This is a genomic window from Mesorhizobium sp. P2_C7, from assembly GCF_056404515.1.
This window is the reverse complement of sequence record NZ_JBFUDW010000001.1, coordinates 548514-573689: the sequence shown is the minus strand read 5'-3', so window position 1 is coordinate 573689 and position 25176 is coordinate 548514. Positions and strand designations below refer to the sequence as shown.

Sequence of the window (25176 nt, the reverse complement as noted above, 5' to 3'; positions counted from 1 at the left end):
CGACGGCGAGGCTTAATGTCTGAGGGCTGCCCGTTTTCCCTGCAGGAACCGGCGCACCGCCGGGTCGCGCTCAAGGCCGATCGCCCGGTCATAGGCCTCGATCGCCTGCGGCACCTGACCGAGCCTGGACAGGAGACCGGCACGCGCCGCCCAATAAGGCTGATAGTCGTTGAGCCGTTTGTCGTCGCCCAGCACATAAAGAGCCGCCAGCCCCGCCACAGCGCCCTCAGCTTCCGCGATCGCCACCGCGCGGTTGATCGCCACCACCGGCGATCCTGCAATGACTGACAGCGCATCGTAGAAATTGCGGATCGCGGCCCAGTCGGTCAGGCCGGTCAGCCGTCGCGCCGCATGGACGGATTGTACGGCCGCTTCGAGCTGGTAACGGCCTATGACGCCCATGGTGGCGGCGCGGCGGAGCAGGGATTCCGCTTCCTCGATCAAGGCGGCGTCCCATTCCGCGCACTTCTGCTCGGCGAGCGGCACATACTCTCCGGCCGCATCGCGCCGCGCCGGGCGGCGTGCCTCGGCAAACAGCATCAGCGAAAGCAGGCCGAGCGCCTCCGGCTCATCCGGCATCAGCGAAGCCACCAACCGGCCGAGCCAGATGCCTTCTGTCGCCAGGTTGCGACGTTGCGTTTCGGTGCCTGCCGGATCGGACCAGCCTTCGGCGAAGGCGGCGTAGATGGCTTCCAGGACCGCGTCCAGCCGCTCGCCGAGTTCGGCCCGTTCAGGCACTCGGAACGGAATGCCGGTTTCCCGGATGCGGGTCTTGGCGCGCACGAGCCGCTGGCCCATGGTTGCAGGCGAGACCAGGAAGGCAGAGGCGATGGTGGCGGCGTCCAACCCCAGGACCGTCTGCAGGATCAGCGGCGCCCGCACACCCGATTCGATCGCCGGATGCGCGCAAGCAAACATCAGCCGCAGCCGTTCGTCGGGCAGCTCTTCGTCGGTCATGCGCGCTTCCGCCTCCTCGGCAATCAGCTTGAGATGATCGCGGCCGGCCTCGCTGGTCAGCCGGCGCCGCACTGCATCGACACGCCGGCGCCTTGCCACGGCCAGCAGCCAGGCTTCCGGCTTTTCAGGCACGCCGGTTCGCGGCCAGTGTTCGAGCGCTGCGGCAAAGGCATCGGCCAGCGCATCCTCGGCCGCAGCCACGTCGCGCGAGCGCGCCGCGAGCCAGGCGACCAGCTTGCCGTAGCTCTGCCGGGCGGCGGCCTCGGCGGCCGCCCGGGCGGCGTCTGACCCGACAGCCTTCATGCAGCGTATGTTGTCATGTATTCGGCCATCGGCCAGATCGGCCGCACTTCCATTGTGCCGGCGCTGGCACCGGGACAGCGTGCCGCCCACGAAATAGCCGCGTCCATGTCGGGCACCTCGATCAAATAGTAGCCGCCGAGTTGCTCCTTGGTATCGGCATAGGGGCCGTCAATCACGTTGGTCTTGCCGTTGGCCACCCGTACGGTGGTTGCTATCTTGGTTGGTTTCAATCGCTCACCGGCCACGAACACACCGGCCTTCTTCATCGCTTCGGTATAGGCGCCATAGGCGGCGCTCATCTGGGTGATCGCCTCCTTGGGCGCGGCCGCCATTCCGGCTTCGCTGGAATAGATAAGAAGCAGATACTGCATGGTCTTCTCCCGTGGTTTCGAAGGCCGCGTCATTGCGAGCCGGACGTATGTCGCGCGGCATCGCCCGATTTCGACAGGCGGCGGAAAAAACTTTCGGCTGCGGCGGCTTTTTGCGCAAGCCGCCAACTGTTTTGTGATCGCCCGCACCCATGGAGGTGCCGTAACCGACAATGAGACGCCTCATTCGCTGCTTCCAGAGCCGCGCTTTCAGCCCAGGAACCGCTCGCGCAGTTCGGCAGGAGGAATGCCGCAAATGTCCTTCCTGCCGAACAGGGCGTAGCGGTTTTTGGCGATGCGGTCGTAAAGCCAGTTGCGCAGCGGGCGCGGCAGCAGCAACAGGGCCTTTGCCGCCCGCCACGGCCAGCCGAGCTCCGCCATGACGGCAACGAAGCTGTCTAGCTGCGTGAAGGCGATGCCGTCGATCAGGACGAGATTGGTCTCGTAGGAATCCGTGCGCAGCCCGTGTTGCCTGAACAGCGCTTCGCCGAACGGTGACTGCGCGGTGGCGAAGCGGAAGCGAGCTTGACGGTCGAGCCTGACCACCATGCGCACGAAGCCGGAGCACAGCACGCAGACGCCGTCGAAGACGATCAGCGGATGGCTGCGATCGAGGGGGTCGGAGGGACGGGTGGACTTGGGTCGACTTGAATGGGGCCGACTTGGATAGGAAGGGTCGGTCACGTGGGCCTCGGCTGCTTGTGCCCTAGGACACTAAGCCAGCCGGAGGCGGTGTCAAAGCCGAGGCGATGTCGCACGCCGCCTGTCGGCGAGAGCGGGACGCTCGGCGCGATAGGTGGTGGCGCGGGATTCGGCGGCCGGCCGGCAGATCCGGCTGTCGTGGCGGCTCTCGAAGGTCATGGTCAGCGCGCGCTCAACGAATTGCCGCGACGGGCGCTGGCCGGGCCGGGGCCGCGCATGTAGTAGCGCTCCGGCCGATAGGTCGGCGCAACGAATTCGCGGATGGCGGCGGCATAGCCGATGAGGTGCGTGAGGAAGTTCATTTTACCTGTCCCTGTCCCGATTTTCGGATGTCCCTTCCGAATTGCGGGCATCTTAGCGTCGAGGCGTGAATAGTCGGTGAACACGATGTTAATATCTGGTCGAAAAGGCCTTGGTTCGTGGCCGGAATGCGGCTGATTCGGGGTCTTTCCGTGTGGTCCGTCGACATTTCGGCCAATGTGACTTTTGCATCACATATGTTTCGTTTGAATGTCGCCTGCGCGCGGTTATGTTTCAAATCTTGCCGTGCTGGCGAAATTTTCATGCTGGGCGACGCAGTGCCGGAAATCCCGGCCTCGCATCCCGACAGGGATCGGTGACGGAACTGGAACAGGCTCCAGTCGTTCTGGATTTCGAGACCTGTTGCGAAGGGAATTGTCATGGCGCCGCGTCCGGCCTGGAAGGGTTATCTGAAGCTGTCGCTCGTCACCTGTGCTGTCGAATTGACCAACGTCGTAACCCACGCCGAGAAGGTCTCGTTCCGGGTGCTGAACCGCAAGACCGGCAACACCGTGAAGCGCATCTATGTCGACGCAGAAAATGGCAAGCCGTTGCGCGAGGGGGATGAGATCAAGGGCTATGAAGTCGATGACGGCGACTTCGTCCGCATCGAGGAAGACGAGATCGAGGCGGTTCAGATCGAGTCCTCGCACACGATGGCGCTCGACGGTTTCGTCGACAAATCCTCGATCCAGCAGATCTATCTCGACACCCCCTACTATGTGACGCCGGCCGACAAGGTGTCGGAAGAGGCGTTTGCCGTCATCCGCGATGCGATGGCGGACAAGAAGATGGCAGGGCTGGCGCGCATCGTGCTCTACAACCGCGAACGCCCGGTGGTGATCGAGCCGCGCGGCATGGGCATGGTGCTGACGACGCTGCGCTACGACGACACGGTGCGCGAACCGTACTCCGTCTTCGGCGACATCAAGGATGTGAAGACCGACCCGGAGATGACCGATCTGGCCGAACGGATCATCGACAAGAAGAAGTCGAAGTTCGATCCCTCTCAGTTCGAGGACAAATATGAGAACGCGCTGCTGGAGCTGATCCGCGCCAGGAAGGCCGGCAGGAAGGCGCCAAAGGCCAAGGCAGAGCCCAAGCCGTCAAACGTTGTCAATCTGTTCGACGCGCTGAAGAAGAGCCTGTCTTCGGATGCCGGCGCATCGGAGGCTTCCACGCCGGCAAAAGCAAAACCGGCGGCCAAACGCACCAAGCCGAAAGCCGGCGCGTCCAAGCGCAAATCGGCCTGAGGATCAGAGACAGATGGCCAGCCTCGAACAGTATCATTCCAAGCGCGATTTCAAGAAGACGTCCGAGCCGGCCGGCAAGGTCGCGCGCGGCGAGCACGCCAAGGCGGGCGGCATTTTCGTCATCCATAAGCATGCGGCGACACGGCTGCATTACGACCTTCGCCTGGAGCATGACGGCGTGCTGTGGAGCTGGGCGGTGACGCGCGGCCCGAGCCTCGACCCGCATGAGAAGCGGCTGGCCGTGCATGTCGAGGACCATCCGATCGACTATGCACCGTTCGAGGGCACCATTCCCAAGGGCGAGTATGGCGGCGGCTCGGTCATCGTCTGGGACGAGGGCACCTGGGTTCCCGAAATCGACCCGGCCAAGGCGATGAAGAAGGGCCATATCGGCTTCGAACTGAAAGGCCACAAGCTGCATGGTCTGTGGCACCTGGTGCGGCTGAAGCCGCGCGCGGGCGAAAAGCGCGAGAACTGGCTGCTGATCAAATCAGACGATGCCGCTGCGCGCCCTGGCGAGGACATTCTGAAGGAGGCGCCGGAATCGGTGAAGTCGGGCCTGACGATCGAGGAGATCGGCGAAGGCAAGGCCGCCAGGGGCGAGAAGCCTGATGTCTTGCATTCCAACAAGCCGGCCGCCGGAAAGGCAAAGACCGGCAGGCGCCTGGACTTCGTCGAACCGCAGCTCGCGACGCTGGAGCGGGACGCACCGCCGGGCAAGGACTGGCTGCACGAGGTCAAGTTCGACGGCTATCGCATGCAGGCGCAGATTGCCGGTACGGAGGTGCGGCTGCTCACCCGCACCGGGCTCGACTGGACGGAAAAGTTCGGCGGCGCGATTGCCGCGGAACTCGCCGGACTGAAATGCAACGACGCCATCATCGATGGCGAGATCGTCGTGTTGGCCGACAGCGGCGTGTCGTCCTTCGCGCTGCTGCAGGCCGATCTGTCCGCGAAACGGACAGATCGCTTCATCTACTATGTGTTCGACCTGATGCGGCTCGATGGCAAGGATTTGCGCGGCGAGCCGCTGGTCGAGCGCAAGCAGGCCCTGCAGGACCTGCTTGGCAAGCAGCCGGAGAACTCGGCCGTCCGTTTCAGCGACCATTTCGCCGAGTCCGGCAAAATCATGCTGGAACATGCCTGCCGCATGGGGTTGGAAGGCGTCGTTTCCAAGCGCGCCGATGCGCCCTATCGAAGCGGGCGCGGACCTTCCTGGGTGAAGTCGAAGTGCACGGCGCGGCAGGAATTCGTCATCGGCGGCTATTTGCCGTCGGACAAGACCGGACGCGGGCTGCGCTCGTTGCTGGTCGGCTATCACGAGGGTGGCGGACTGCACTATGCCGGCCGCGTCGGCACCGGCTTCTCAGCCAAGACGGCCAGCGAACTCAAGACAAGACTCGATGCGCTGAAGGCGGAGCATTCGCCCTTCGACAAGGCCGTGCCGAAAGGCAAGGGCCTGGTCTGGGTGAAGCCCGAACTGGTCGGCGAAGTGGAGTTCCGCAGCTGGACATCCGACCGTATAATACGCCATGCCTCGTTCCAGGGATTGCGCGAGGACAAGCCGGCGGAGGAAGTCGTGCAGGAAAAGCCCAAGTTTGCGGCAGGGAAGTCTTCATCAGGGGAGGTTTCGACAGGGAAGGCAGGCAAGAGCCCGGCCAAGGCGAAGCTGGTATCAGGCAGCGCTGGTAAACCTGCCGGAGCGACGACGACCAGCGTGAAGCTTTCCCACCCCGACAAGCTGCTGTGGCCCGAGGAAAAGATTTCCAAGCAGGGCCTGCTCGACCACTACGCGTTGGTGTGGCCGCGCATGGAACAGTTCATCGTCAACCGACCGCTCAGCCTGGTCAGGGCGCCGGACGGCGTCGGCGGCCCGCGCTTCTTCCAGAAACATGCCTCGGCCGGCATGAGCGACAAGATCGCCCGGATGAAGGACCCGACCGACGGCGAGGAGATCCTGTTCATCCGCGATTTCGACGGCGTCGCAGCGCTCGTCCAGTACGGCGTGGTCGAGATCCACATCTGGGGCTGCACCGTCGATGCGCTGGAACAGCCGGACCAGATCATCTTCGACCTTGACCCCGATGAGGGCGTCGACGTGAATGCCGTGCGCGAGGCCGCACTCGATATCAGAGGCAAGCTTGAAGAGCTGTCGCTGCCGAATTTCGTCAAGACGTCAGGCGGCAAGGGCTACCATGTCGTGATGCCGCTGAAACCATCTGCGGATTGGGAAGCGGTGAAAACCTTTGCCCATGATTTTGCCAAGGCGCTGGAAGAGGCCTCGCCCGACCGTTACACCGCGACTCTGTCGAAAAAGGCGCGCACGGGAAAGATCTTCGTCGACTATCTGCGCAATGGCCGGGGCTCGACGACGGTTGCGCCCTATTCGTCACGCGCCAAGAAGGGCGCCACCGTGTCGATGCCGGTGGCCTGGGCAGAGATCGAGGCGGGACTGGCGCCGAACGCTTTCCCGATCGGCGACAAGACGACGCTGAAGCAGCTGGCCGAAGCCGATCCGTGGGCGGATTTCTTCGGGCAGGGGAAGGTGCTGAGGCGAGAGTAGTCTCTTCCGATACGCGCAAGCGTAGCGATCCTTCCCACCCCCCTCTGTCCTGCCGGACATCTCCCCGCAAGGGGGGAGATTGGATGTCACGCCGGTTTTCGCCAATCGCCAGCACCAATCGCCAACGTCGAGGAAAGGCGATAGCCGTGGAACTGCTGATCTCCCTCCTTGCGGGGGAGATGTCCGGCAGGACAGAGGGGGGTGCTTCGCGCCAGCGAATCGAGGCCGGAAACCAGCCCCGGCATCTCAGCCCAAAAACACCCTCTCGAAAGCCTGCTTGCCCGGCGGTGAGAAAATGACCGCGCGGCTGTCATTCTCGCGGCGCGCCCATTTTTCGACGAGGATCTTGTCGAGGATAGCGGCACCCAACGTGCCGGCGAGGTGCGAACGGCGCACGCTCCAGTCGAGGCAGGCGCGGCAGACCGGCCGGCGCGGCTTGGCATCAACATCGATGCCGATGGCTGCGAAATGCGGTGCCGCCGACGGCCCGAGCCTGATCTCCTTGTCGTCGCGCAGCAGGATTTCCTTCTCGACAAAACGATCGAGCATCGCCACCGCCTGCTCGCCGGCGAGGTGGTCGTAACAGACGCGTGCCACGCGCATGGCGCCGTCACGCGGGCCCGGCCGCACGCGCTTTGGGCCAACGGCTTCGGCGACACCGGTGATGGCCTCGATCATGCCCGCCACCTGCGGTCCGGCTAGGCCGTAATAGCGGTGCCTTCCCTGGCTCGCCAACGTCAGCAGCCCGCCCTCCATCAGCTTGGACAGATGCGAGCTCGCCGTCGGCAGCGACACGCCTGCCTCGAGCGCCAGTTCGCTCGCCGTCAAGGCCGTGCCGCCCATCAGCGCGTTGAGCATGTTTGCCCGCGCCGGATCGCCGACCAGGCTGGCGATGCGGGCGATGTCAGGTCCTTCACGCATAGTTCGTTCCTCATCGAAGCATTCTTGTCAGATAAGCATTATTCTCCGGCCAGATCAAGGAGACGACGATGACAACCGCTTCCACTTCCGCACCGCTCCCCAGCCGCCGATCGTTCTCGTTCGTCACCTGGTTCCGTTTGCGGCTGCTGGCCCGGTGGCATGACCGCCATGTGCAGCGCCTCGACCTCGCCGAGATCGACGATCATTTGCTGCGCGACCTCGGCCTGACGCCGGAAGACGTGCGCCGTGAATGCGCGAAATCCTTCTGGCAGGCATGACCCGCAAGGGAATTGCCTAGCACATCGACCCAGGGGATGCTTCGACCCCGCTCGAAATGTCGCCGCAAGAAGACATCAACCCGCCAAGGAGACCACCATGACCATCACCTGCTTCATCCGCTATGAAATCGACCCGTTCGGCAAGGCGGCCTTCGAGGAATATGCCCGCAACTGGGGCCAGGTCATTCCGCGCTGCGGCGCCGACCTGATCGGCTATTTCGCGCCACATGAGGGCTCGGCGACGACGGCCTACGCGGCCTACAACATCGACAGCCTGGCGGCCTACGAGGCCTACCGCGCCCGGCTTGCCGCCGACCCTGCCGGCAAGGCAAACTACGAGTTCGCCCGCCGTGAAAAGTTCATCCAGAGGGAGGATCGCATGTTCCTGAAACTGGCTTCCGGCCCACACGCGAAACTGGTGCTGCCGTGATCGCCGTCATCTTCGAGGTCGAACCAGCGGCGGGCAGGCGCGATGCCTATCTCCGCATCGCTGCCGACCTGCGCCCTCTGCTCGACGGCATCGACGGGTTTGTCTCGATCGAGCGCTTCCAGAGTCTCTCCGACCCGAACCGAATCCTGTCCTTATCGTTCTGGCGCGACGAGGAGGCGGTCAAGGCCTGGCGCAACACCGAGGAGCACCGGCAGGCACAGAGGGCCGGCCGTGGGGGTATCTTTGCCGGCTACCGTCTGCGCATCGCTCATGTCGTGCGTGACTACGGGCTGACGGAAAGGGCAGAGGCGCCGGCGGATAGCCGCGCAGTGAATGGATGAGGGTTTAGCGGTCCTTCCTTCTCCCCTTGTGGGAGAAGGTGTCGCCGCAGATGACGGATGAGGGGTGTTCCAGGGAACACCAACGCCTCATTCCGTCCAGCACCCCTCATCCGTCTCGGCGCTACGCGCCGATCCACCTTCCCCACAAAGGGGGGAAGGGAAGAAACTAAGCATTCCCGATCAGCACGCCGGCCGCGAACACCAGCGCGCCGCCTAGCACCACCTGGAAGGCGGCACGCAGGAAGGGCGTCTGCATGTAGCGGTTCTGGACGAAGGCGATCGCCCACAATTCGAAGAACACCACCACCGCGGCGACCGCCGTCGCCGTCCAGAATTGCGGGATGAGATAGGGCAGCGCGTGGCCGAGCCCGCCGAGCGTCGTCATGATGCCGACAGTGAGGCCGCGCTTGATCGGCGAGCCGCGGCCCGACAGCTTGCCATCGTCAGATGCGACCTCGGTGAAGCCCATCGAAATGCCGGCGCCGATCGAGGCGGCGAGGCCGACAAGGAGCGTCTGCCAGGTATCATGCGTGGCGAAAGCCGCGGCGAAGATCGGCGCCAGCGTCGACACCGACCCGTCCATCAGCCCGGCCAGCCCCGGCTGCACATAGGTGAGGATGAACTGGCGCTGTTCGGCAACGGCCTCTTCGACCTTGACTTCGCCCGGCACGTGCTTCTGTTCCAGACGCTGCGCCAGCGTTTCGTGGCCCTGCTCGGCCACCGCCAAATCGTCGAGCAGTTTCCGGGTGGAAGCATCGGTGGTGCGCTTGGCCGCCTCGACGTAGAACAGATAGGCGCGCCGCTCCATCGCCTCGGCCTGGCTGCGCACATGCTCGATGCCGAGCGGTCTCACCAGCCAGTCAGGCTTGCGTTCGAAGTAGCCTTTTACATGTTCGCGCCGGATCAGCGGAATGCGATCGCCGAAACGCTTGCGGAAAAGCTCGATCAGCGAGTCGCGATGGCCATCCTCTTCCTCGGCCATTTCCTCGAACACCTTTGCCGATTGCGGGAAGCTGTCGGCCAGCCCGTCGGCGTAGGCCCGGTAGATGCGCCCGTCATCTTCTTCGGACGAAATGGCCAGTGCCAGGATCTCCTGTTCGGAGAGCGATTCGAAGGGACGGCGGCCGAAACCGAAAACACGGGAAAGCATGAGGAATTCACCCTAGTTTAGAATGGTTCTAAACTATGGTTTGATATGTCCCAGGTCAATGCGCGCCTGGGTCGCGGTCAACAATTGTTGAAGCCCGCACGCGAGCCGCACCCCTTCATTATCAGCGAATGTCCACCTATATTTGGCACTAAGCCAAGGAAAAGGATTCCGCAGATGACGGCAAAGCAGCCCCCGCAACACTATGACCCCAGGCCCGTTCTCGATCTCATCGCCAGCATCGAGGCCGATCTGCAGCGCCTGAAAGGCCTGGTCGAGCAGCAGGTCGAGAAATTCGACCCCGCCAACCCGCACAACAAGGCCCCGGACGGCAAGTTGACCGAAGAGGGCGTCGAGTGCTGCTACCGCATGTTCGACGAAGGCAAGTCGCGCTATTCGGTCGCCCAGCAGATGAAAATCTCCTTCGCCGCCGCCACCCACCGCTTCAACAGCTGGCGCAAGCTGGGGGGCACCAGGCGGCAACGGGCGTTGTTAGGATAAGTGGCGGTTGGTCGCAAGGCACAAACGCCGGCAAGACTCCCCAACCTTGTAACCGTCACATTTTTTCGTTGGTGTCGCGCGGCCGTTTCCGTGCACCATGGTCGGACCATCTTTTCGCAGGATCCGCCATGACCACCCCTCCCGGCATAGAAGACATCCACCGCGCCGCAGCCCGGCTTGCCGGCCTGATCGTAGAAACGCCGTTGATCGAATCGCAGGAGCTGAACCGGCGCTTCGGCGCCCGCATCCTGTTCAAGCCGGAGACGCTGCAGCGCACCGGCTCGTTCAAGTTCCGCGGCGCCTACAACAAGCTCTCTTCACTCAGTGAAGAGGAGCGCAGCCGTGGCGTGGTCGCCTTCTCGTCGGGCAACCACGCGCAGGGCGTCGCGGCATCGGCGGCGATGTTCGGCGTCAAGGCGGTCGTCGCCATGCCGGCCGACGCGCCAGCGATGAAGGTCGGCAATGTCCGCAAGATGGGGGCGGAGGTGGTGCCGTTCGACCGCTTTCGCGACGACCGCATGACCGTGGTGGGCCCTTACGTCGAGAAAGGCATGGTGCTGGTGCCGCCCTTCGACGACCCGGCCATCATCGCCGGCCAGGGCACGATCGGCCTCGAATTGATGCGCCAGGCGAAAGCGCTTGGCGTCAGCCTCGACGCCGTGGTCATCCCTTGCGGCGGCGGTGGCCTGTCGAGCGGCATTTCCGTCGCCGTCAAGGACGCCTCGCCCAGCACTTCGGTCTGGGCGGTGGAGCCCGAGCATTTCGACGACACCCGCCGTTCGCTGGCCGCCGGCACCAGGGTTTCGAACGAGCCGGGCCACAATTCGATCTGCGATGCGATCCTGACCGCCGAGCCCGGCGTGATCACCTTCGAGATCAACCGCAGAAACCTAGCCGGGGCCATCGCCGTCTCCGACAAGGCGACGGCACAGGCGATGCGCGACGCCATGGCCTACCTCAAGCTGGTGGTGGAACCCGGCGGCTGCGTCGCGCTGGCGGCACTGTCATCGGGCGAGATCGAGCTCTCCGGCAAATGCGTCGCCGTGGTGCTGTCCGGCGGCAACGTCGATTTCGGGACTTATGCCGAGATCATGGCGGCGGCGTAGGCGAAGAACGCGGCCGCGCAGGGTGACAGCCGCAGCGATCCTTCCCACCCCCCTCTGCCCTACCGGGCATCTCCCCCACAAGGGGGGAGATTGGGCGTTATCTCTGCTTTCGCCAATCGCCGCCATCGCAGGAGCAAGCGCAGCGCTGAAACTGCCAATGTCCCCCCTTGCGGGGGAGATGGCCGGCAGGCCAGAGGGGGGTGCTGTCCCGCCGACCTCAAAAGTCTCCGGGCAGTAGCGGCCTGACCCTAATCCAGCGTCCGCCTGAACCGGACCAGCGCGACGCCGGCAAACAACGCCACGAACACCACCAGCCAGCCGATCTCCGTCGCCACCGCCGGCAGTTCTGCACCCTTCAGCATCACCGCACGGATGATGCGCAGGAAGTGCGTCAGCGGCAGGATCTCGCCGAACGCCTGCGCCCAGGTCGGCATGCCGCGATAGGGGAACATGAAGCCGGACAGCATGATCGACGGCAGGAAGAAGAAGAAGGTGAGCTGCAGCGCCTGCATCTGCGTGCGCGCGATGGTCGAGATCGTGTAGCCGAGCAGCACTAGCGCCAGCACGAAGATCAGCACGGCAGTCAGGAGCAGCGACATCGACCCGGTGAAGGGGATGCCGAACAACAGCTTGGCCGCCGCCAGCACCACCACCACCTGCACGCCGCCGACCGCCAGATAGGGCAGCACCTTGCCCATCATGATCTCGAGCGGGCTGGACGGCATCGCCAGCAGGTTCTCCATGGTGCCGCGCTCGGTCTCGCGGGTCAGCGCGATCGAGGTCATCATCACCATCGTCATCTGCAGGATGACGCCGAGCAGGCCGGGCACGATGTTGTATTGCGAAATGCCTTCCGGGTTGTAGCGCCGGTGCACCACCACTTCGAGCTGGCCAAGGGCTGCCTCGGCGGCCGCCTCCTGCATGCCGCGCGCCCTGAGCAGGGCCTGGCTGGCCACCGTGCCGAGCGTCGAGATGGCGCCGCTGGCGACGGCCGGATCGGTGGCGTCGGCCTCGATCAGGATCTGCGGGCTGTCGCCGCGCTCGACCCGCCGGGCAAAATCGGCGGGGATGGTGACGACGAAGGCGACATCGCCGCGCGACATCAGGAATTCCGCGTCGGCCGCACTTTGCGAGACATGGTCGAAACGATAGTAGCCGGTGGTCTGAAGCGCCGAGACCATGGCGCGGGTGTAGGGGTCGCTGCTGGTCGCAACCAGCGCGGCCGGCAGGCTCTTCGGGTCGTTGTTTATGGCATAGCCGAACAACACGAGCTGCATCAGTGGCACGCCGAGCATCATGGCGAAGGTGATGCGGTCGCGCCGCATCTGGATGAACTCCTTGATCAGCAGCGCGCCAAGGCGGGCGAAGGAAAAGACACTGTTCATGCCATGTTGTCCCTCGAGCCGGACATGAACTGGATAAAGACGTCCTCGAGGCTGGTTTCGCCCGGCGCCACCTTCACGCCCTTATGCTCCTTCTCTACATCTGCGAGCGCGGCTTCCAGCTTCTTCCTGTCGGAACCGACGACATGCAGCGTGGCACCGAACGGCGCCACCTGGTCGACGCCGGGCCGGCCCTGAAGCGCTTCCGCCACCTGGTCGAGCCGCGGGCCCTGCAGGACGAAAGTGGTCAGCCCGGCATTTTTCACCACCTCGGCGACGGTGCCGGTGGCCAGCATCTTCCCGTAGGAAATGTAGCTGATGCGGTGGCAGCGCTCGGCCTCGTCCATATAGTGGGTGGAGACCAGCACAGTGAGCCCGCCGCTGGCGAGGCGATGGATCTCGTCCCAGAACTCGCGTCGCGCCTTTGGATCGACGCCGGCCGTCGGCTCGTCGAGCAACAGCAGCTTCGGCTTGTGCATGATGCAGGCGGCCAGCGCCAGCCGCTGCTTCCATCCGCCCGACAAGGTGCCAGCCAACTGGTTGCGGCGCGTCGTCAGGCCGAGTTCCTCCAGCGTACGCGCCACATGCTCCTCGACCGGCTTCAACCGGTAAAGCCGCGCGACGAATTCGAGATTCTCGCCGATCGTCAGATCCTCGTAGAACGAGAATTTCTGCGTCATGTAGCCGACTTCGCGCTTGATGCGCAGGCTGTCGGTGCGGATGTTGAAGCCGAGCACCGTGCCTTCGCCCTCGTCGGGCGTCAGCAGGCCGCACATGATGCGGATGGTGGTGGTCTTGCCCGAACCATTGGGCCCGAGAAAGCCGACGATCTCGCCTTCGGCGACGGTCATCGTCACATGGTCGACGACGGTCTTGTCGCCAAACCGCTTGACCAGACCATGGACGTCGATGGCGTTCATTTTCCGCCATCCGCGAGATCGACATCGACGATCTGGCCCGGCTGCAGCGGGCCGGCGTCGCCCTCCGGCCGCGCCTCGACCAGATAGACCAGCTTCTGCCGGTTCTCCAACGAATAGATCACCGGCGGGGTAAATTCGGGATCCGGCGAGACGTAGCTGACCCGCGCCTTCACGTCCGGGCCGCAGCCGTCGCAATGGACGCCGAGCAAGGTGCCGACCTTGACCGAGGAGAAGGCAGCTTCCGGGATGTAGACGCTGAGCTTTACGGCGCCGTCGGGCAGGATCGAAATGACCGGTGAGGTCGGGCCGGCGGTGTCGCCCGGATTGCGGATGACATCGTTGACGCGGCCCGGCGACGGCGACGCCAGCACCCGCTTCGACAGCCGCCACCGCGCCTGCTCCAGGGTTGCCTGCGCCTGCTTGACCTGGTTGTCGGCGGCCTTGATCGTTTCCGGGCGCGCCGGCAGGCCGCCGACAGCGAGATTGGCATTGGCCTGGCCGACCTGCGCGTTGGCTGTCTCCAGTGTCGCCGAAGCGGTGTCGAAATCGGCCTGCGTGCCGGCGCCGCGCTTGAACAGATCGGCGGCGCGGTCGTATTTGCGCTTGGCGTCGGCGGCCTGCGCGCTGGCCATGTCGACCTCGGCCCTGAGCACCGCGATCTCTTCCGGGCGCTTGCCGATCTGCAGGTCGGCCAATTGCGCCTGGGCCTGGGCCAGGCCGGCCTCGGCCTGCGCGACCGCGATCTTGGCATCGGCGCTTTCCAGCGTCACCACGGTCGTGCCGGGTGTGACACGATCGCCGCGCTTGACGGTGACGGTCTCGACCTGCGCCACCTCGATCGGCGCCAGCAGCACATAGTCGCCCTCGACATAGCCGACGGCCAGCGGCGCTGCCGGCGCGCAGGCGCTGAAAAGCTGCGCGGCGAGTGGCAGCGAACACAGAAAGCTCATGGTCTTTGCCCCTTCATCCCTGGCCCTTGCGGGCAGCCAATATGGCCTTGAGATTGCCCGATGTGACCGCCACCACCTTGGCTGCCTCGGCAGCGCCAATGTCGTTCCAGCCCATGCGGCGCATCACCGCCTCGCGGCCGATGCGGAAATAGATAACCTGGCCAATCAGCGTGAACACGGTGAGCCTCGTGGCCTCGCTTTCGGCCGGCTCTCCCGTCGCCTGCTCCCAGAGCTGGCACAGCCGGCGGTGCGTCGGCTCGAACACGCCGTCATAGATGCGGTCGAGCGCTGCCGTCGGATGCGAAAGCTCGCGCAGCACGAACTGCACGATCTCGCCGGCCTGCGGGCTGGCAACGACAAAGCCGACCATCCGCTCCAGCGCCGCGAAGAGCAGCGCTTGCGCCGCCTCCGGATTGGCCAGTCCCGGTGTGGGTGTCTGCACATTTCCGAGCGCCGGGCCGGCAACCGTCTGGATGGTCTCGACGATGAAGTCGGCGGCTGCGGCGCGAAGGCCCTCCTTGCCGCCGAAGTGATAGGCGATCGAGCCGATATTGGCCTCTGCCTCGGCCGCGATCTGGCGCGTCGAGGTGCCGTCGAAACCCTGCCGTCCAAACAGTTTCAGGGCCGCCTGGACGAGAGCCGCGCGCGTCATCTCGGCGGGCGACGTCTCGCGGCGGGGGCTTCCGGTGTCGGGCAACTTGGTCATAAGCACCATTTAATCAATCGATTGATTAAAGTCAATCGATGAGTTAAACTAGTGTACGCGACCATCTTGCCACGGCCGGCTGTTAACGCTTTAGTGCGCGGCCATGGGCAAGGAAGTCGAACGCAAATTCCTGGTCTCCGGCACAGCATGGCGGGATCTGGTCGAGGCGGAGATCCGCATTCGCCAGTTCTATCTTGCCGCGACCCCCGGTCGAACCCTGCGCATCCGCATCAGCGACGACACTTCCGCCAAGCTGACACTCAAATTCGGCAGCAGGGCGCGCGTGCGCGACGAATTCGAATATCCGATCCCGCTGGCGGAGGCCAAGGAGATGCTGGCCTTCGCGCTTGGACGTGTCATCGAGAAGACACGCCACCATGTTAGGCATCGCGGCCATCTCTATGAGGTGGATGTCTTTGGCGGTCCGCTTGCGGGACTTGTGGTCGCCGAACTTGAGACGCCGGAGGACGTGCCTGACGAAATGCTGCCTGACTGGCTCGGCCGCGAGGTCACTGGCGAGTCTGAATTTTACAACGCGTCGCTCGCCCTCGGGGGGATTCCGGAGATCGCCGCATGAGTTTTCGCATCGATCCGCGCCTGCCGCTGACCGGCGAGGTCAGGCGTATCCTTGCCGAGGAAATCGGCAAGGCAATGGCCCATCTTGACGCCGCGCGCAGCCGGCCGGAACAGGGGCTGCACAAATGCCGCAAGCGGCTGAAGAGCGCGCGCGCGTTGCTGAGGCTTGTTCGTTCCGGTGACGGAACATTCTGCGAGACCGAGAACCAATGCTACCGCAACGTAGCGGGTCTGCTTGCCGGGCCGCGCGAGGCGACGGCGCTGATCGAGACCGTCGACCGGCTGGCGGCAAGCTTTCCCAAGGAGAGCGCCGACGACGGGCTGGCTGCGGTGCGCGACAGGCTGATTGCCCGGCAGCATGAATTGCACGAAGGCGCCGGGCTCGACGCGGCAATCGCTGCTGCGACCGCCGCTTGCGAGGAAGGCCTGCACCGGATCGAAACCCTCGCTCTGCCCGATCAGCCGGAACAGGCCGCCGACGTGCTTGCCGAAGGCGCCCGCGCCACCTTGCGCCGGGCCAGGAAAGCGCTCGACAGGGCCGGATCGCGCGGTGCGGCCAATGATTTCCACGATCTGCGCAAGGCGGCCAAGACGCACGGCATGCATCTGTCGCTGCTCGGCAGGCTGTGGCCGACGCCGATCAAGGCCAGGCGCAAGGCGGTCGACGCACTGGGTGAGCGGCTGGGCGACCTGCATGACCTGTTCGTTATGCGCGACCTGCTCGAGGCCGATGACCGTCCGCTCGGACCGCCCGAAGACACCAGGCTCCTGGGCAAGCTTCTGAAGCGGTCGGAAAAGCAGCTGAAGAAGGCCTGTCTGGCCGAGGCGGCCGAGCTGTTCGGCGACAGTCCCAAACGCTCGACACGCAAACTGGCCCGCAAGGCGCGCGGCGATCTGGCCGAGGCAGCCCAGGACGATCTGATCGCAACCGCCGGCTGACGGAGCTGTCCTCTCCCTTCTCCCCTTGTGGAGGGTGAGCTGACGTCGGCGCAACCACCCTCCCGCTGGCACCCAGCGCCTGCCCGTGCTAATCGGCATTTGGCATGACCGAGCTCAGAGACACGCTTCTGGATCGACTTGGCCGCCGGCTCGCCGGCGCGCTGCAGGAAGAGTCTTCCGGCTACGAACCCTACACCCCGTCCGATGCCGAGACGCTGCGCCGTGCGCTGGAGCCCGGCGACATCCTGTTGATCGAGGGCAATCAGAAGATCTCGGCGGTGATCAAGTACCTGACCCAGTCGACCTGGTCGCACGCGGCCCTTTATGTCGGCGATGCGTTGCCCGAGCCGCAAGACGGAACGGAGCGGCCGCGGCTGATCGAGGTCTCGATGGGCGAAGGCTGCGTTGCCGTGCCGCTGTCGCGCTATCGCACCTACAACACCCGCATCTGCCGGGCGAGCGGCCTGGCGCCGGAGGACCGCGACAGGGTCGTCGCCTTCATGATCGGTAAGCTCGGCCTGAAATACGATCTCAAGAACATCCTCGACATGCTGCGTTATTTCCTGCCGGCGCCGCCGGTGCCGGTGCGCTGGCGCCGCCGCATGCTGGCATTCGGCTCCGGCGACCCGACACGGGCCATCTGTTCCTCGCTGATCGCCGAGGCCTACGGCCAGATCCGCTATCCGATCCTGCCCGAAATCACCCGCGCGCCCGGCCGCGCGTCGGCGCAGTCCAACTATTCACGCAGGGAAATCCTGCATATCCGCCACCACTCGCTGTACACGCCGCGCGATTTCGACCTGTCGCCCTATTTCCGCATCGTCAAGCCGACGCTGGAATATGGTTTCGACTACCGGGCGGTGACGTGGGACGACAAGGCAAGCTCAGACGCCGCAGCCGCAAAGGCTGGGGCAATCGCCTCAGACACGTGATGGACATGCCCCTTATGGCGCGGCCTACCGCCATCCAGCCGGGGTGCAGGCGTTTCACATGGCGGCCTACATCACGCCGAAACCGCACCCTGGTTTTCGGCTCTATGTTCGATCCAGACATGGACCGGTTCGTCCCGGCCCCGGATGCTCACCGGTCCATGATCGCGCGCATTCAACTGTGTCGTGGGCGATTCCGCCTTCGCGGCGTCAATCAGTCGTGACCCAAAGCAAATATTCGCCTGGAGCTCACGGCATAGTGATTGCAAACGGCTGGCGACGTTGACGGTGTCGCCAACCACCGCGAAGGACAGATTGCGCTCGCTGCCGACCGCCCCGATGACAACTGCGCCATATTGTGCACCGATCCGAACGTCCAGCGGCGGGTATCCCCTGGACACCCGCTGTACATTCCAGTCTTCGAGAGCGGCGACCATCGCTTCAGCGCACTGGATGGCCCGAGTCGCGTCGTCATGGCTGGCTTGCGGAACCCCGAATGTCGCCATGATGCAATCGCCGATATAGTTATCGACGGTGCCATGGTGGTCGAAAACGACCTGTTCCATGCGACGGTGGAACTGACGCAGAAGTTCGAACACTGCTTCGGCCGGATGATCCTCGGAATAGTGTGTGAAGCCGACGATGTCGGCGAACAGCACCGCGATATCCTGCCGGCGGACCGGGCCGAAGGGCTCGTCATCGGTGGCGAGCTGGTCGACGACATTGGGCGAAAAATGCCGGGCGAGATTGGCGCGGGCGCGCTCTGCCTTCACATAGTCTTCCGACAGATGTCGGGAACGAAAGACGACCAGCGCCATGATCGCGCCGATAATCAGCACAACCAACACGTTGGTCGCCTGCGCAAATGTATCGACGAAATTGGGGTTGAGATAAAGGTTCAGTCGCTCTGTCATCGGCAGCGAATAGAGGTTCGTCGCCGGAATGACGGTTCCCGGATGATAAATCACCCATTCCACCCCGATCGCCCATGTCAAGGCCGCGAGCGCGCCAAGATAGAGCGCCAATCGTGTCGAAAGGGTCAGCGCGCCAAGGCATACGAAAATCAGCAGGAATTTGAAGCTGCCCTCGCGCAGTTGCATCGCGGCCGGCGCGACCTCYAGGGAAAACGGGTTGGGCGTTACCAGCAGAACGGTCAACAGAATGATGTCAAGCGTACCGACGAGGTAACCGATCCACCATCGCGCCGTGCGACGGCGCGCAAAGAGAAACTGGATCAGGCCGATGAGCTGGAACAGCACGAGGCCCGTCAGCACGAAGAGCAGCGAAGCATCCCAGCGGCTGATCAATGAAAAGAAGCAGGCGATCACAGCGAGCGATGCCGTACGCGCCCAGAACTGCAATGCAGCACCCTGGCGTTCTGCGCGCGCCCGCAAATTTTTCAGGCGCGAATAGCGGCGAAGTTCAAGTGTTGGCGCGGTCGGCATAGGATCACTTCGATTTCACGGGGGACGTGCCACGCATTCGGCAAACCCGCCCTCTACAGTCTGACAAATCAGTGCGCGAACTCTATCATGAATGTGATTTCATTCTGAAACGCGGTTGCAGAGAGCAATAATATCCGGAAAAAAGATCATGGTAAAAACCGAAGCAGGACAGGCGGAACCTCCCTGTTCAGGTCACCAAAAAACCGCAGCGCCCGGCGTTATTCTCTGCATGGATGCGTTCGGCCGGCGCTGGGCGGCATGGCGGAACGCTTGGCTGCAGGGGGCTATACCGTGTCGGTGCCGGATCTGTTCTATCCCAACGCGCCCTATCCTGCTCGGGATGATTGGCCGTGTCAGGCCGGTAACGGGCGGCGTCCCTTTGCAGGGGCGGCGGGCCGATCGAACGCTCCGGCATCGCGCGGATGCGGCCCAATCGGCATGATCGCCGGAAACGGTGTTGCACCAAACGCGAACGTCCATTTGTAGCCGACCAATCCATCCTCCGGCGTGGTGTGCTGGTCGTGGTGGGCAAGCAATTTGACACGCCCGGCGAGCTCCTCCGCCTCGCGCCGCACCATCTCCGCCGTCTCCGGCCGCATCCGCCTGGAGAAGCTGACGAAGGTCGCTTCGTTGTCGATATGGGTGATGGCCCAGCCGATGAAATTCTTGTTGGTCATCTCGAACAGCGGCCTCAGCGGCCCTTCGAAATTCCACTGGATCGGCGTCTCGACCAGCAATCTTGCCGTGAGACCCCGGCCGAGCGTGACCAGGCCGAGCTCCTCCAGATCGCGCAGATAGAGGAACATCGAGGCCTCGCTCAGGCCTTGCGAGCGCATGATGCCTTCGGGGGTGAACTTCTCCGACAGCATGACGAAGATGAACAGCAGCGCCGGCCGGYCGGCGAGCTTGCGCTCGATGTCCGGCGCGATGTGGTTGACCGGCCCTGGCCCGCGGTTCATCGAGCCGAGCACGTTTTCCAGTTCGACGCCGGCAGCCGTGCAGATCTCCATCAGCCGGTCGAGCTTGCAGTTGCGCTCGTGGAAGATGCGCTTCACCGTCGGCTCGGAAACGCCCATGCGTTCGGCAAGCTGGCGATAGGTGACGCCTTTGGCCTTCAGCGTCCGCTTCAGCGCCTCGAAGATCAAACCGTTCATCGGATGCACCTCTTGCCGGCAGTTTCGTATCGATTTACGATACTAGCGGTAATCGGCCTTTTCAGAAAGTATCGAAAACCGTAGCTCTTCCCCGTCATCACAGGAGAGCACCCATGAATCGCTTCATCCCCCTTTTCGCAGTCATCGGCATCGTAGCGGCGCCCGCCGCCCAGGCTGGCGAGCTCTGGCGCGCGACGGGCCTTGAACAGCCGGAATCGGCGCTGTTCGACGCCGCCAACAACCGCATCATCGTCTCCAACATCGTCGGCAATCCCGGCGATGCCGACGGCAACGGCTATCTCTCGGTGCTGTCCAGCGACGGCAAGACGGTCACCCAGCACTGGACCGACGGCATGGACGCACCCAAGGGCATGGCGATATCGGGCGGCAAGCTCTATGTCGCCGACATCACGAAGGTCCGCGTCGTCGATCTCGCCAGCGGCAAACTTGTTTCGAGCATAGCGGTGCCGAATGCGGTTTTCCTCAACGACATGACATCGGACCAATCCGGCAAGGTCTATGTGACCGACATGCTGGCCGACGCCATCTACCGCATCGACGGCGACCGGCCGGAGCTGTTCGTCAGGGATGCGGCGCTGGCTTCGCCTAACGGCGTCTTCGCCGACGGCAACCGGCTGATCGTCGCCTCCTGGGGCAAGGGCATCAAGCCCGATTTCAGCACGGCGGAGCCGGGCGGGCTGCTGTCGGTCGATCTCGCCAGCAAGGCGGTTTCGCCCTTGCCCGGCGCGCAGAAATTCGCCGATCTCGACGGCGTCATCGCCATCGGCGACACCATCTACGCCACCGCCTACATGACCGGCACGCTCTACCGCTACCGTGCCGGCGCCGCGCCGGAAGTGGTGGCGCATTTCAAGCCCGGCAGCGCCGACATCGGCACCGACGGCAAGTCGACCATTTTCGTGCCGCTGATGAATGAGGGCGAAGTTGCCGCGCTGACACTCGACTGAGGGTTGTCTTCCAGTATTGTTAGCCGGCTCGTCCCGACTTCCAGGCTGGCGTATGGTACGCTGGCCCGGCGTAAGCGGCGAAGGAGGTTGATATGGAAGACGGGGAGATTCGCGCGGCTCTGGATCGCCATTGGGCCGCCTCCGATGCGAGCGATTTCGAGGCCGAGCACGATATTTATCGGGAGGATGCGGTGCTCGACTATCCGCAATCAGGCGAGCGCATCCGCGGGCGGCAGAACATTCAATCGTCCCGCGCCGCGCAGCCGAACCGGAAGCGCTTCACGGTGCGGCGGATCACCGGGGCGGGCGACCTCTGGGTCACTGAATATGTCCTGGCCTATGACGGGCGGCCGTCCTACACGGTGAGCATCATGGAGTTCCTCGATGGCAAGGTGGCCCGCGAGACGCAGTATTTCGGCGATCCGTTCGAGCCAGGGCCTTCGCGCGCGCAATGGGTCGAGCGGATCCCCTAAAACTAGGCCGCCATAGGGATGGTCATTCGTCCACTCGCCCGCTCCGAACTGCCGAACGATACGGCCGCTCTCGCCCGCTATCTCATTGGCAAGGTGGTGGTGCGAGAATTGCCGGAAGGCGTCGCCAGCGGCCGCATTGTCGAGACCGAGGCCTATGTCGTCGGCGATGCCGCCGGGCATGGCTATCGGGGAATAACCCCGCGCAACCGCTCGCTGTTTCTCGAGCCCGGCCACGCCTATGTCTATGTCGCCTACGGCATCTCATACATGCTGAACGTCTCGAGCGACGTGCCTGGGATCGGAACCGGCGTCCTGATCCGGGCGCTCGAGCCGCTCGAAGGCATCGCCATCATGCGGCTCAATCGCGGCATCGAGCGCTTGCGCGACCTGGCGCGAGGACCGGGAAGGCTCGCCACGGCGTTGCGGATCGATCGTTCGCTCGACGGGCTCGATCTTTGCCGGAAAGGCCCGCTATGGCTCGGACATGGTGAGGACGACGAGCCCGGCGAAATCGGGCAGAGCACCAGGATCGGCATTTCGCGGGACGCGAGCCGCCTGCTGCGATTTTATGTCAGGGGGAGCCCGTTCGTCAGCGGGCCGAGATCGCTCAACGAATAGGGGGACAGCCCCCTGTCTCGACGGACACAAAGCCGGTCGGGATTGGACCGCCATATCGACGGGGCTGCCATCTGGTGCTGCCGTTCGCTCCGGGATATCCGGCTGCACATGAGTGAAGCCGTCAAGACATCCAGCCTGGCCGGCGCCGTTTCCCCGATGACCCCGGTGCTGGTCTGCGCGTTCGCGATCTTCCTGCTGTCGGGGATGGACGCGGCGATGAAGACGCTGGTTATCGCCGTCGGCGTCTACAACACCGTGCTGTGGCGCAGCATGGTCGCGACTGTCGTCGCCGGTGCAGCCTGGTCTGCAGGGGCGCGCTCAAAGCCAACCCTTGCGGTGCTGCGGCTGCATGCGCTGCGTGCCGCTGTCGTCGGCATCGTCCTGATATGCTTCTTTTGGGGTCTGGCCAGGCTGCCGCTGGCGGAGGCGATCGGGCTCAGCTTCATCGCGCCCCTGTTCGCCCTCTTCCTCGCCGCCTTGTTGCTGGGCGAGCGAATCCGACGGCAGACGATATGGGCATCGCTGGCCGGCATCGCCGGCGTCGCGATCATAATGGCCGGCCAGTTCGGGCGGGAAAGCTATTCGCACGATGCCATGCTGGGCACGGCGGCGGTGCTCGTATCGACGGTGTTCTACGGCTACAATCTGATCCTGGCACGGCAACAGGCGCAGTTGGCCAAGCCAGTCGAGATCATGTTGTTCCAGAACCTTTGCGTCGCCATTCTCCTCGGCCTCGCCGCGCCGTGGCTCGCGGTGGCACTGCCGACCAATCTTTGGCTTCCCCTGGCCGGCGTGACAGTGCTGTCGCTTGCCGGGCAATTCCTGATGAGCTGGTCCTACGCCCGCGCCGAGGCGCAATATCTGATCCCGACGGAATACTCGGCCTTCATCTGGGCCATCGCGCTTGGCTGGTTCTTCTTCGACGAGGCGGCGACCTGGACCACGCTGACAGGAGCATGCCTGATCGTCGCCGGATGCCTGATCGCGGCGCGCGCAAACCCGAAGCTGGCCGAGCCGATCGAGGCGACAGTCTGACGGTGCCTGTCGTCAGCCGCGCCGCGCGGCCTCGATCGCGGCGACGTCGATTTTCTTCATGTCCATCATCGCATCAAAGGCGCGCTTTGCTTCATCGCCGCCGGCAGCCATCGCCTCGGTCAGCACGCGCGGCGTGACCTGCCAGGAGACACCCCATCTGTCCTTGCACCAGCCGCATGCGCTTTCCTGGCCGCCATTGCCGACGATGGCGTTCCAGTAGCGGTCGGTCTCTTGCTGATCGTCGGTGGCGATCTGGAACGAGAAGGCTTCGTTGTGCTTGAACGCCGGCCCGCCATTCAGGCCGAGGCAGGGGATGCCGACGACCGTGAATTCGACAGTCAGCACATCGCCCGCCTTGCCGGACGGATAGTCGCTGGGCGCACGATGGACGGCACTCACCGAGCTGTCGGGAAAAGTCTCGGCGTAGAAGCAGGCTGCAGCCTCCGCATCCTTGTCGTACCACAGGCAGATCGTGTTCTTGGCAATTGCCATTGCTTGTCCCTTTCCCTTTGAAGCCGTTGCGGCCCGGTTTCCCACGCACCCCGGCGGCGATTCACAGTCGGCCTCGACGGGTGCGAATACAGAAATGCGCTCATGCCATCGGATGTTCCGCCTACGAAACGATGTTCCTGTGAGCCGGGTTTTGCATTCGGGTCGACCGTGGCCAGCGTTAGCCAAGGAGGTTGCGCAGCGTCCGCATGAACACCTTCGACCCGATCGGGATCAGGTCGTCCGGAAAATCATAGTCGGGATTGTGCAGCGCCGGGTGCCGTTCGCCCGCTCCAAGGAAGAACATCGCCGATGCCGCCTTGTGGCCGAACACGCCGAAATCCTCCGAGGCGCGCATCGGCAGGTTTTCTTCGCCGTGCGGGACGCCCTCCTCGTCGAGCGCTCGCCGCAGATGCTCCACCGCCTCCGGTGCGTTGACGCTGGCCACGAACACCTCGTGATACTCGCACCGGGGCGACAAACGATGCCCGGCGGCGATGCGCGTGACCAGGGCTTCCGCGGCGGCGCACAAATTTGCCATGCGATCGTCGCGCCGGGTGCGCAGCGTCGCCCAGATCTCGGCCTGGCCGGGCGCAATGCCGAACACGGCTTCGCCCATCTCGGCATGGGTGACGGTGACCATGCTGAAGTCGTCGTCGGCAAAGGTTCCACTGCCCAGCGCAGGCAGGGCCGGCATCAATTGGCTGATTGCCATCATGGGCGAGATGCCGGTCTCTGGCATCGACGAATGCGCGGTCTTGCCCTCCAGGACGATGCGCATGCCGCGCGAGGCACAGTTCACTACCCCCGTCTTGAGCCGAACCTCGCCGAGTGGCACGCCCGGCAGATTGTGCAATGAGAACGCGAAATCCGGCGCGATCGCGCCGAAGCGCGGATCGGCGACGACGCCGGCCGCGCCGTTGCCGGTTTCTTCCGCCGGTTGGAACATCAGCACGACACGGCCGCGGGCCGGCCTCTCGCGCCCCAGCTGACGACCAAGCGCCGCCAGGATCGCGGTGTGTCCGTCATGGCCGCACATATGCGACTTGCCCGGAACGAGCGATGCATGAGGCGCGCCCGAAAGTTCGTGGATCGGCAGCGCATCGAGTTCCGAGCGGAACAACAGCGTCGGTCCCGCCTCGCCGCTTTCGTAGACCACCGCCACGCCGTGCCCGCCCAAGCCGGTCAGCACCTGGTCCGGTCCCGTATCGGCGAGGAAGTCGACGACCTCTTTGGCCGTCCTCTCCTCCTCATTCGAGATTTCCGGGCGCTGGTGCAGCTGGCGCCGCCATCCCGTGAGCTCGACGATGTCTCGATTGGTCAGGGTCACGTTGTCGGCCTCCGCTTGCGTTCTGCATAACACACGCAACGAAACTTCCGCCAAGGGACAAAAGGCGGTCAATCCGGAGCGGGTTGTGCCAG

At 64.2% G+C, this 25176-nt stretch carries 28 protein-coding genes; 14 read left to right on the top strand and 14 right to left on the bottom strand.

The window, feature by feature from the left end; genetic code table 11:
• Nucleotides 1-12 precede the first annotated feature (12 nt).
• From AC1D2G_RS02770 to AC1D2G_RS02755, 4 genes are all read right to left on the bottom strand, one after another.
• On the bottom strand, nucleotides 13-1260 hold the full coding sequence (locus AC1D2G_RS02770) for an RNA polymerase sigma factor (protein WP_477411844.1): 1248 nt from the start codon (nucleotides 1258-1260) through the stop codon (nucleotides 13-15).
• The gene (locus tag AC1D2G_RS02765) at nucleotides 1257-1631 is read right to left on the bottom strand and encodes a YciI family protein (RefSeq protein ID WP_477224856.1); all 375 of its coding nucleotides are present in this window, start codon (nucleotides 1629-1631) and stop codon (nucleotides 1257-1259) included. Before AC1D2G_RS02765 ends, AC1D2G_RS02770 begins: the two co-directional genes overlap by 4 nt.
• Nucleotides 1632-1838: 207 nt before the next feature.
• The gene (locus AC1D2G_RS02760) at nucleotides 1839-2312 is read right to left on the bottom strand and encodes a thiol-disulfide oxidoreductase DCC family protein (RefSeq protein ID WP_477411842.1); all 474 of its coding nucleotides are present in this window, start codon (nucleotides 2310-2312) and stop codon (nucleotides 1839-1841) included.
• Nucleotides 2313-2491: 179 nt separating this feature from the next.
• The gene (locus AC1D2G_RS02755) at nucleotides 2492-2632 is read right to left on the bottom strand and encodes a hypothetical protein (protein WP_095083793.1); all 141 of its coding nucleotides are present in this window, start codon (nucleotides 2630-2632) and stop codon (nucleotides 2492-2494) included.
• A gap of 378 nt (nucleotides 2633-3010) precedes the next feature.
• Between AC1D2G_RS02755 and ku the strand changes: the two genes are divergently transcribed.
• Together ku and ligD are read left to right on the top strand one after the other, a co-directional pair.
• Nucleotides 3011-3883 (top strand): non-homologous end joining protein Ku, encoded by an 873-nt coding sequence (gene ku / locus AC1D2G_RS02750; RefSeq protein WP_477411840.1) that lies wholly within the window; start codon nucleotides 3011-3013, stop codon nucleotides 3881-3883.
• Between the two features lie 13 nt (nucleotides 3884-3896).
• Nucleotides 3897-6446 carry a DNA ligase D gene (gene ligD / locus AC1D2G_RS02745; RefSeq protein WP_477411838.1) on the top strand — a complete coding sequence of 850 codons (2550 nt, stop codon included), beginning with the start codon at nucleotides 3897-3899 and terminating at the stop codon, nucleotides 6444-6446.
• Nucleotides 6447-6692: 246 nt separating this feature from the next.
• On the opposite strand, the gene AC1D2G_RS02740 is transcribed toward ligD, so the two are convergent.
• Nucleotides 6693-7367, bottom strand: coding sequence for an ArsR/SmtB family transcription factor (locus tag AC1D2G_RS02740; RefSeq protein WP_477411836.1), 675 nt, complete (start codon nucleotides 7365-7367; stop codon nucleotides 6693-6695).
• A gap of 68 nt (nucleotides 7368-7435) precedes the next feature.
• Between AC1D2G_RS02740 and AC1D2G_RS02735 the strand changes: the two genes are divergently transcribed.
• From AC1D2G_RS02735 to AC1D2G_RS02725, 3 genes are all read left to right on the top strand, one after another.
• Nucleotides 7436-7645 (top strand): DUF1127 domain-containing protein, encoded by a 210-nt coding sequence (locus AC1D2G_RS02735; protein WP_477305610.1) that lies wholly within the window; start codon nucleotides 7436-7438, stop codon nucleotides 7643-7645.
• Between the two features lie 97 nt (nucleotides 7646-7742).
• Nucleotides 7743-8075, top strand: coding sequence for an NIPSNAP family protein (locus AC1D2G_RS02730; protein WP_095083814.1), 333 nt, complete (start codon nucleotides 7743-7745; stop codon nucleotides 8073-8075).
• A complete protein-coding gene (locus AC1D2G_RS02725; RefSeq protein ID WP_477411834.1) occupies nucleotides 8072-8416 on the top strand; it encodes an antibiotic biosynthesis monooxygenase family protein in 345 nt (114 codons plus the stop codon). The genes AC1D2G_RS02730 and AC1D2G_RS02725 overlap by 4 nt, the downstream gene beginning before the upstream one ends.
• A gap of 166 nt (nucleotides 8417-8582) precedes the next feature.
• Here the strand turns inward: AC1D2G_RS02725 and mbfA are convergent, their stop codons facing one another.
• Complete coding sequence (gene mbfA / locus AC1D2G_RS02720; protein ID WP_477411832.1) at nucleotides 8583-9566, bottom strand: iron exporter MbfA; 984 nt, start codon at nucleotides 9564-9566, stop codon at nucleotides 8583-8585.
• 174 nt (nucleotides 9567-9740) lie between these two features.
• On the opposite strand from mbfA, the gene AC1D2G_RS02715 reads away from it, so the two are divergent.
• Complete coding sequence (locus AC1D2G_RS02715) at nucleotides 9741-10064, top strand: hypothetical protein (RefSeq protein WP_477411830.1); 324 nt, start codon at nucleotides 9741-9743, stop codon at nucleotides 10062-10064.
• 128 nt (nucleotides 10065-10192) lie between these two features.
• Complete coding sequence (locus AC1D2G_RS02710) at nucleotides 10193-11170, top strand: threonine/serine dehydratase (protein ID WP_477411828.1); 978 nt, start codon at nucleotides 10193-10195, stop codon at nucleotides 11168-11170.
• Nucleotides 11171-11418: 248 nt separating this feature from the next.
• On the opposite strand, the gene AC1D2G_RS02705 is transcribed toward AC1D2G_RS02710, so the two are convergent.
• The 4 genes from AC1D2G_RS02705 to AC1D2G_RS02690 are packed head-to-tail and all read right to left on the bottom strand — an operon-like array spanning nucleotide 11419 to nucleotide 15128.
• A complete protein-coding gene (locus tag AC1D2G_RS02705; RefSeq protein WP_477305602.1) occupies nucleotides 11419-12555 on the bottom strand; it encodes an ABC transporter permease in 1137 nt (378 codons plus the stop codon).
• A complete protein-coding gene (locus AC1D2G_RS02700) occupies nucleotides 12552-13472 on the bottom strand; it encodes an ABC transporter ATP-binding protein (RefSeq protein ID WP_477305600.1) in 921 nt (306 codons plus the stop codon). Before AC1D2G_RS02700 ends, AC1D2G_RS02705 begins: the two co-directional genes overlap by 4 nt.
• Nucleotides 13469-14422, bottom strand: coding sequence for an HlyD family secretion protein (locus AC1D2G_RS02695; protein WP_457151753.1), 954 nt, complete (start codon nucleotides 14420-14422; stop codon nucleotides 13469-13471). The genes AC1D2G_RS02700 and AC1D2G_RS02695 overlap by 4 nt, the downstream gene beginning before the upstream one ends.
• A gap of 13 nt (nucleotides 14423-14435) precedes the next feature.
• Nucleotides 14436-15128: a CerR family C-terminal domain-containing protein gene (locus tag AC1D2G_RS02690; RefSeq protein ID WP_477411826.1), complete on the bottom strand. Its 693-nt coding sequence runs from the start codon at nucleotides 15126-15128 to the stop codon at nucleotides 14436-14438.
• A gap of 103 nt (nucleotides 15129-15231) precedes the next feature.
• Here AC1D2G_RS02690 and AC1D2G_RS02685 point away from each other — a divergent pair, with 103 nt between their 5' ends.
• The 3 genes from AC1D2G_RS02685 (at nucleotide 15232) to AC1D2G_RS02675 (ending at nucleotide 17575) form a co-directional block, all read left to right on the top strand.
• Complete coding sequence (locus AC1D2G_RS02685) at nucleotides 15232-15705, top strand: CYTH domain-containing protein (protein WP_477411824.1); 474 nt, start codon at nucleotides 15232-15234, stop codon at nucleotides 15703-15705.
• Nucleotides 15702-16643, top strand: a complete 942-nt coding sequence (locus AC1D2G_RS02680) for a CHAD domain-containing protein (protein ID WP_477411822.1) — start codon at nucleotides 15702-15704, stop codon at nucleotides 16641-16643. The genes AC1D2G_RS02685 and AC1D2G_RS02680 overlap by 4 nt, the downstream gene beginning before the upstream one ends.
• Before the next feature lie 104 nt (nucleotides 16644-16747).
• Nucleotides 16748-17575 (top strand): C40 family peptidase, encoded by an 828-nt coding sequence (locus tag AC1D2G_RS02675; RefSeq protein WP_095083829.1) that lies wholly within the window; start codon nucleotides 16748-16750, stop codon nucleotides 17573-17575.
• Between the two features lie 71 nt (nucleotides 17576-17646).
• On the opposite strand, the gene AC1D2G_RS02670 is transcribed toward AC1D2G_RS02675, so the two are convergent.
• Nucleotides 17647-19017 (bottom strand): adenylate/guanylate cyclase domain-containing protein, encoded by a 1371-nt coding sequence (locus AC1D2G_RS02670; protein ID WP_477411820.1) that lies wholly within the window; start codon nucleotides 19015-19017, stop codon nucleotides 17647-17649.
• Nucleotides 19018-19370: 353 nt separating this feature from the next.
• On the bottom strand, nucleotides 19371-20171 hold the full coding sequence (locus AC1D2G_RS02665; RefSeq protein WP_477411818.1) for a helix-turn-helix domain-containing protein: 801 nt from the start codon (nucleotides 20169-20171) through the stop codon (nucleotides 19371-19373).
• Between the two features lie 113 nt (nucleotides 20172-20284).
• Between AC1D2G_RS02665 and AC1D2G_RS02660 the strand changes: the two genes are divergently transcribed.
• The 4 genes from AC1D2G_RS02660 to AC1D2G_RS02645 all read left to right on the top strand — a co-directional run bounded on the left by AC1D2G_RS02660 (nucleotide 20285) and on the right by AC1D2G_RS02645 (nucleotide 23265).
• Nucleotides 20285-21139 carry an SMP-30/gluconolactonase/LRE family protein gene (locus AC1D2G_RS02660; RefSeq protein ID WP_477411816.1) on the top strand — a complete coding sequence of 285 codons (855 nt, stop codon included), beginning with the start codon at nucleotides 20285-20287 and terminating at the stop codon, nucleotides 21137-21139.
• A 92-nt stretch (nucleotides 21140-21231) separates the two neighbouring features.
• Nucleotides 21232-21612, top strand: a complete 381-nt coding sequence (locus AC1D2G_RS02655; protein ID WP_477411814.1) for a nuclear transport factor 2 family protein — start codon at nucleotides 21232-21234, stop codon at nucleotides 21610-21612.
• A gap of 18 nt (nucleotides 21613-21630) precedes the next feature.
• Nucleotides 21631-22230 (top strand): DNA-3-methyladenine glycosylase, encoded by a 600-nt coding sequence (locus tag AC1D2G_RS02650; protein ID WP_477411812.1) that lies wholly within the window; start codon nucleotides 21631-21633, stop codon nucleotides 22228-22230.
• Nucleotides 22231-22338: 108 nt separating this feature from the next.
• The gene (locus tag AC1D2G_RS02645) at nucleotides 22339-23265 is read left to right on the top strand and encodes a DMT family transporter (RefSeq protein WP_477411810.1); all 927 of its coding nucleotides are present in this window, start codon (nucleotides 22339-22341) and stop codon (nucleotides 23263-23265) included.
• 12 nt (nucleotides 23266-23277) lie between these two features.
• Here the strand turns inward: AC1D2G_RS02645 and AC1D2G_RS02640 are convergent, their stop codons facing one another.
• Nucleotides 23278-23751 carry a VOC family protein gene (locus AC1D2G_RS02640; RefSeq protein ID WP_477412423.1) on the bottom strand — a complete coding sequence of 158 codons (474 nt, stop codon included), beginning with the start codon at nucleotides 23749-23751 and terminating at the stop codon, nucleotides 23278-23280.
• A 184-nt stretch (nucleotides 23752-23935) separates the two neighbouring features.
• On the bottom strand, nucleotides 23936-25084 hold the full coding sequence (locus AC1D2G_RS02635; protein WP_477411808.1) for an amidohydrolase: 1149 nt from the start codon (nucleotides 25082-25084) through the stop codon (nucleotides 23936-23938).
• Nucleotides 25085-25176 lie beyond the last annotated feature (92 nt).

Coding starts and splice junctions, on each gene's coding strand:
- AC1D2G_RS02770 (WP_477411844.1), bottom strand. CDS start 1,260: ATGAAGGCTGTCGGGTCAGACGCCGCCCGGGCGGCCGCCGAGGCCGCC.
- AC1D2G_RS02765 (WP_477224856.1), bottom strand. CDS start 1,631: ATGCAGTATCTGCTTCTTATCTATTCCAGCGAAGCCGGAATGGCGGCC.
- AC1D2G_RS02755 (WP_095083793.1), bottom strand. CDS start 2,632: ATGAACTTCCTCACGCACCTCATCGGCTATGCCGCCGCCATCCGCGAA.
- ku (WP_477411840.1), top strand. CDS start 3,011: ATGGCGCCGCGTCCGGCCTGGAAGGGTTATCTGAAGCTGTCGCTCGTC.
- ligD (WP_477411838.1), top strand. CDS start 3,897: ATGGCCAGCCTCGAACAGTATCATTCCAAGCGCGATTTCAAGAAGACG.
- AC1D2G_RS02740 (WP_477411836.1), bottom strand. CDS start 7,367: ATGCGTGAAGGACCTGACATCGCCCGCATCGCCAGCCTGGTCGGCGAT.
- AC1D2G_RS02735 (WP_477305610.1), top strand. CDS start 7,436: ATGACAACCGCTTCCACTTCCGCACCGCTCCCCAGCCGCCGATCGTTC.
- AC1D2G_RS02730 (WP_095083814.1), top strand. CDS start 7,743: ATGACCATCACCTGCTTCATCCGCTATGAAATCGACCCGTTCGGCAAG.
- mbfA (WP_477411832.1), bottom strand. CDS start 9,566: ATGCTTTCCCGTGTTTTCGGTTTCGGCCGCCGTCCCTTCGAATCGCTC.
- AC1D2G_RS02715 (WP_477411830.1), top strand. CDS start 9,741: ATGACGGCAAAGCAGCCCCCGCAACACTATGACCCCAGGCCCGTTCTC.
- AC1D2G_RS02710 (WP_477411828.1), top strand. CDS start 10,193: ATGACCACCCCTCCCGGCATAGAAGACATCCACCGCGCCGCAGCCCGG.
- AC1D2G_RS02705 (WP_477305602.1), bottom strand. CDS start 12,555: ATGAACAGTGTCTTTTCCTTCGCCCGCCTTGGCGCGCTGCTGATCAAG.
- AC1D2G_RS02700 (WP_477305600.1), bottom strand. CDS start 13,472: ATGAACGCCATCGACGTCCATGGTCTGGTCAAGCGGTTTGGCGACAAG.
- AC1D2G_RS02695 (WP_457151753.1), bottom strand. CDS start 14,422: ATGAGCTTTCTGTGTTCGCTGCCACTCGCCGCGCAGCTTTTCAGCGCC.
- AC1D2G_RS02690 (WP_477411826.1), bottom strand. CDS start 15,128: ATGACCAAGTTGCCCGACACCGGAAGCCCCCGCCGCGAGACGTCGCCC.
- AC1D2G_RS02685 (WP_477411824.1), top strand. CDS start 15,232: ATGGGCAAGGAAGTCGAACGCAAATTCCTGGTCTCCGGCACAGCATGG.
- AC1D2G_RS02680 (WP_477411822.1), top strand. CDS start 15,702: ATGAGTTTTCGCATCGATCCGCGCCTGCCGCTGACCGGCGAGGTCAGG.
- AC1D2G_RS02675 (WP_095083829.1), top strand. CDS start 16,748: ATGACCGAGCTCAGAGACACGCTTCTGGATCGACTTGGCCGCCGGCTC.
- AC1D2G_RS02660 (WP_477411816.1), top strand. CDS start 20,285: ATGAATCGCTTCATCCCCCTTTTCGCAGTCATCGGCATCGTAGCGGCG.
- AC1D2G_RS02655 (WP_477411814.1), top strand. CDS start 21,232: ATGGAAGACGGGGAGATTCGCGCGGCTCTGGATCGCCATTGGGCCGCC.
- AC1D2G_RS02650 (WP_477411812.1), top strand. CDS start 21,631: ATGGTCATTCGTCCACTCGCCCGCTCCGAACTGCCGAACGATACGGCC.
- AC1D2G_RS02645 (WP_477411810.1), top strand. CDS start 22,339: ATGAGTGAAGCCGTCAAGACATCCAGCCTGGCCGGCGCCGTTTCCCCG.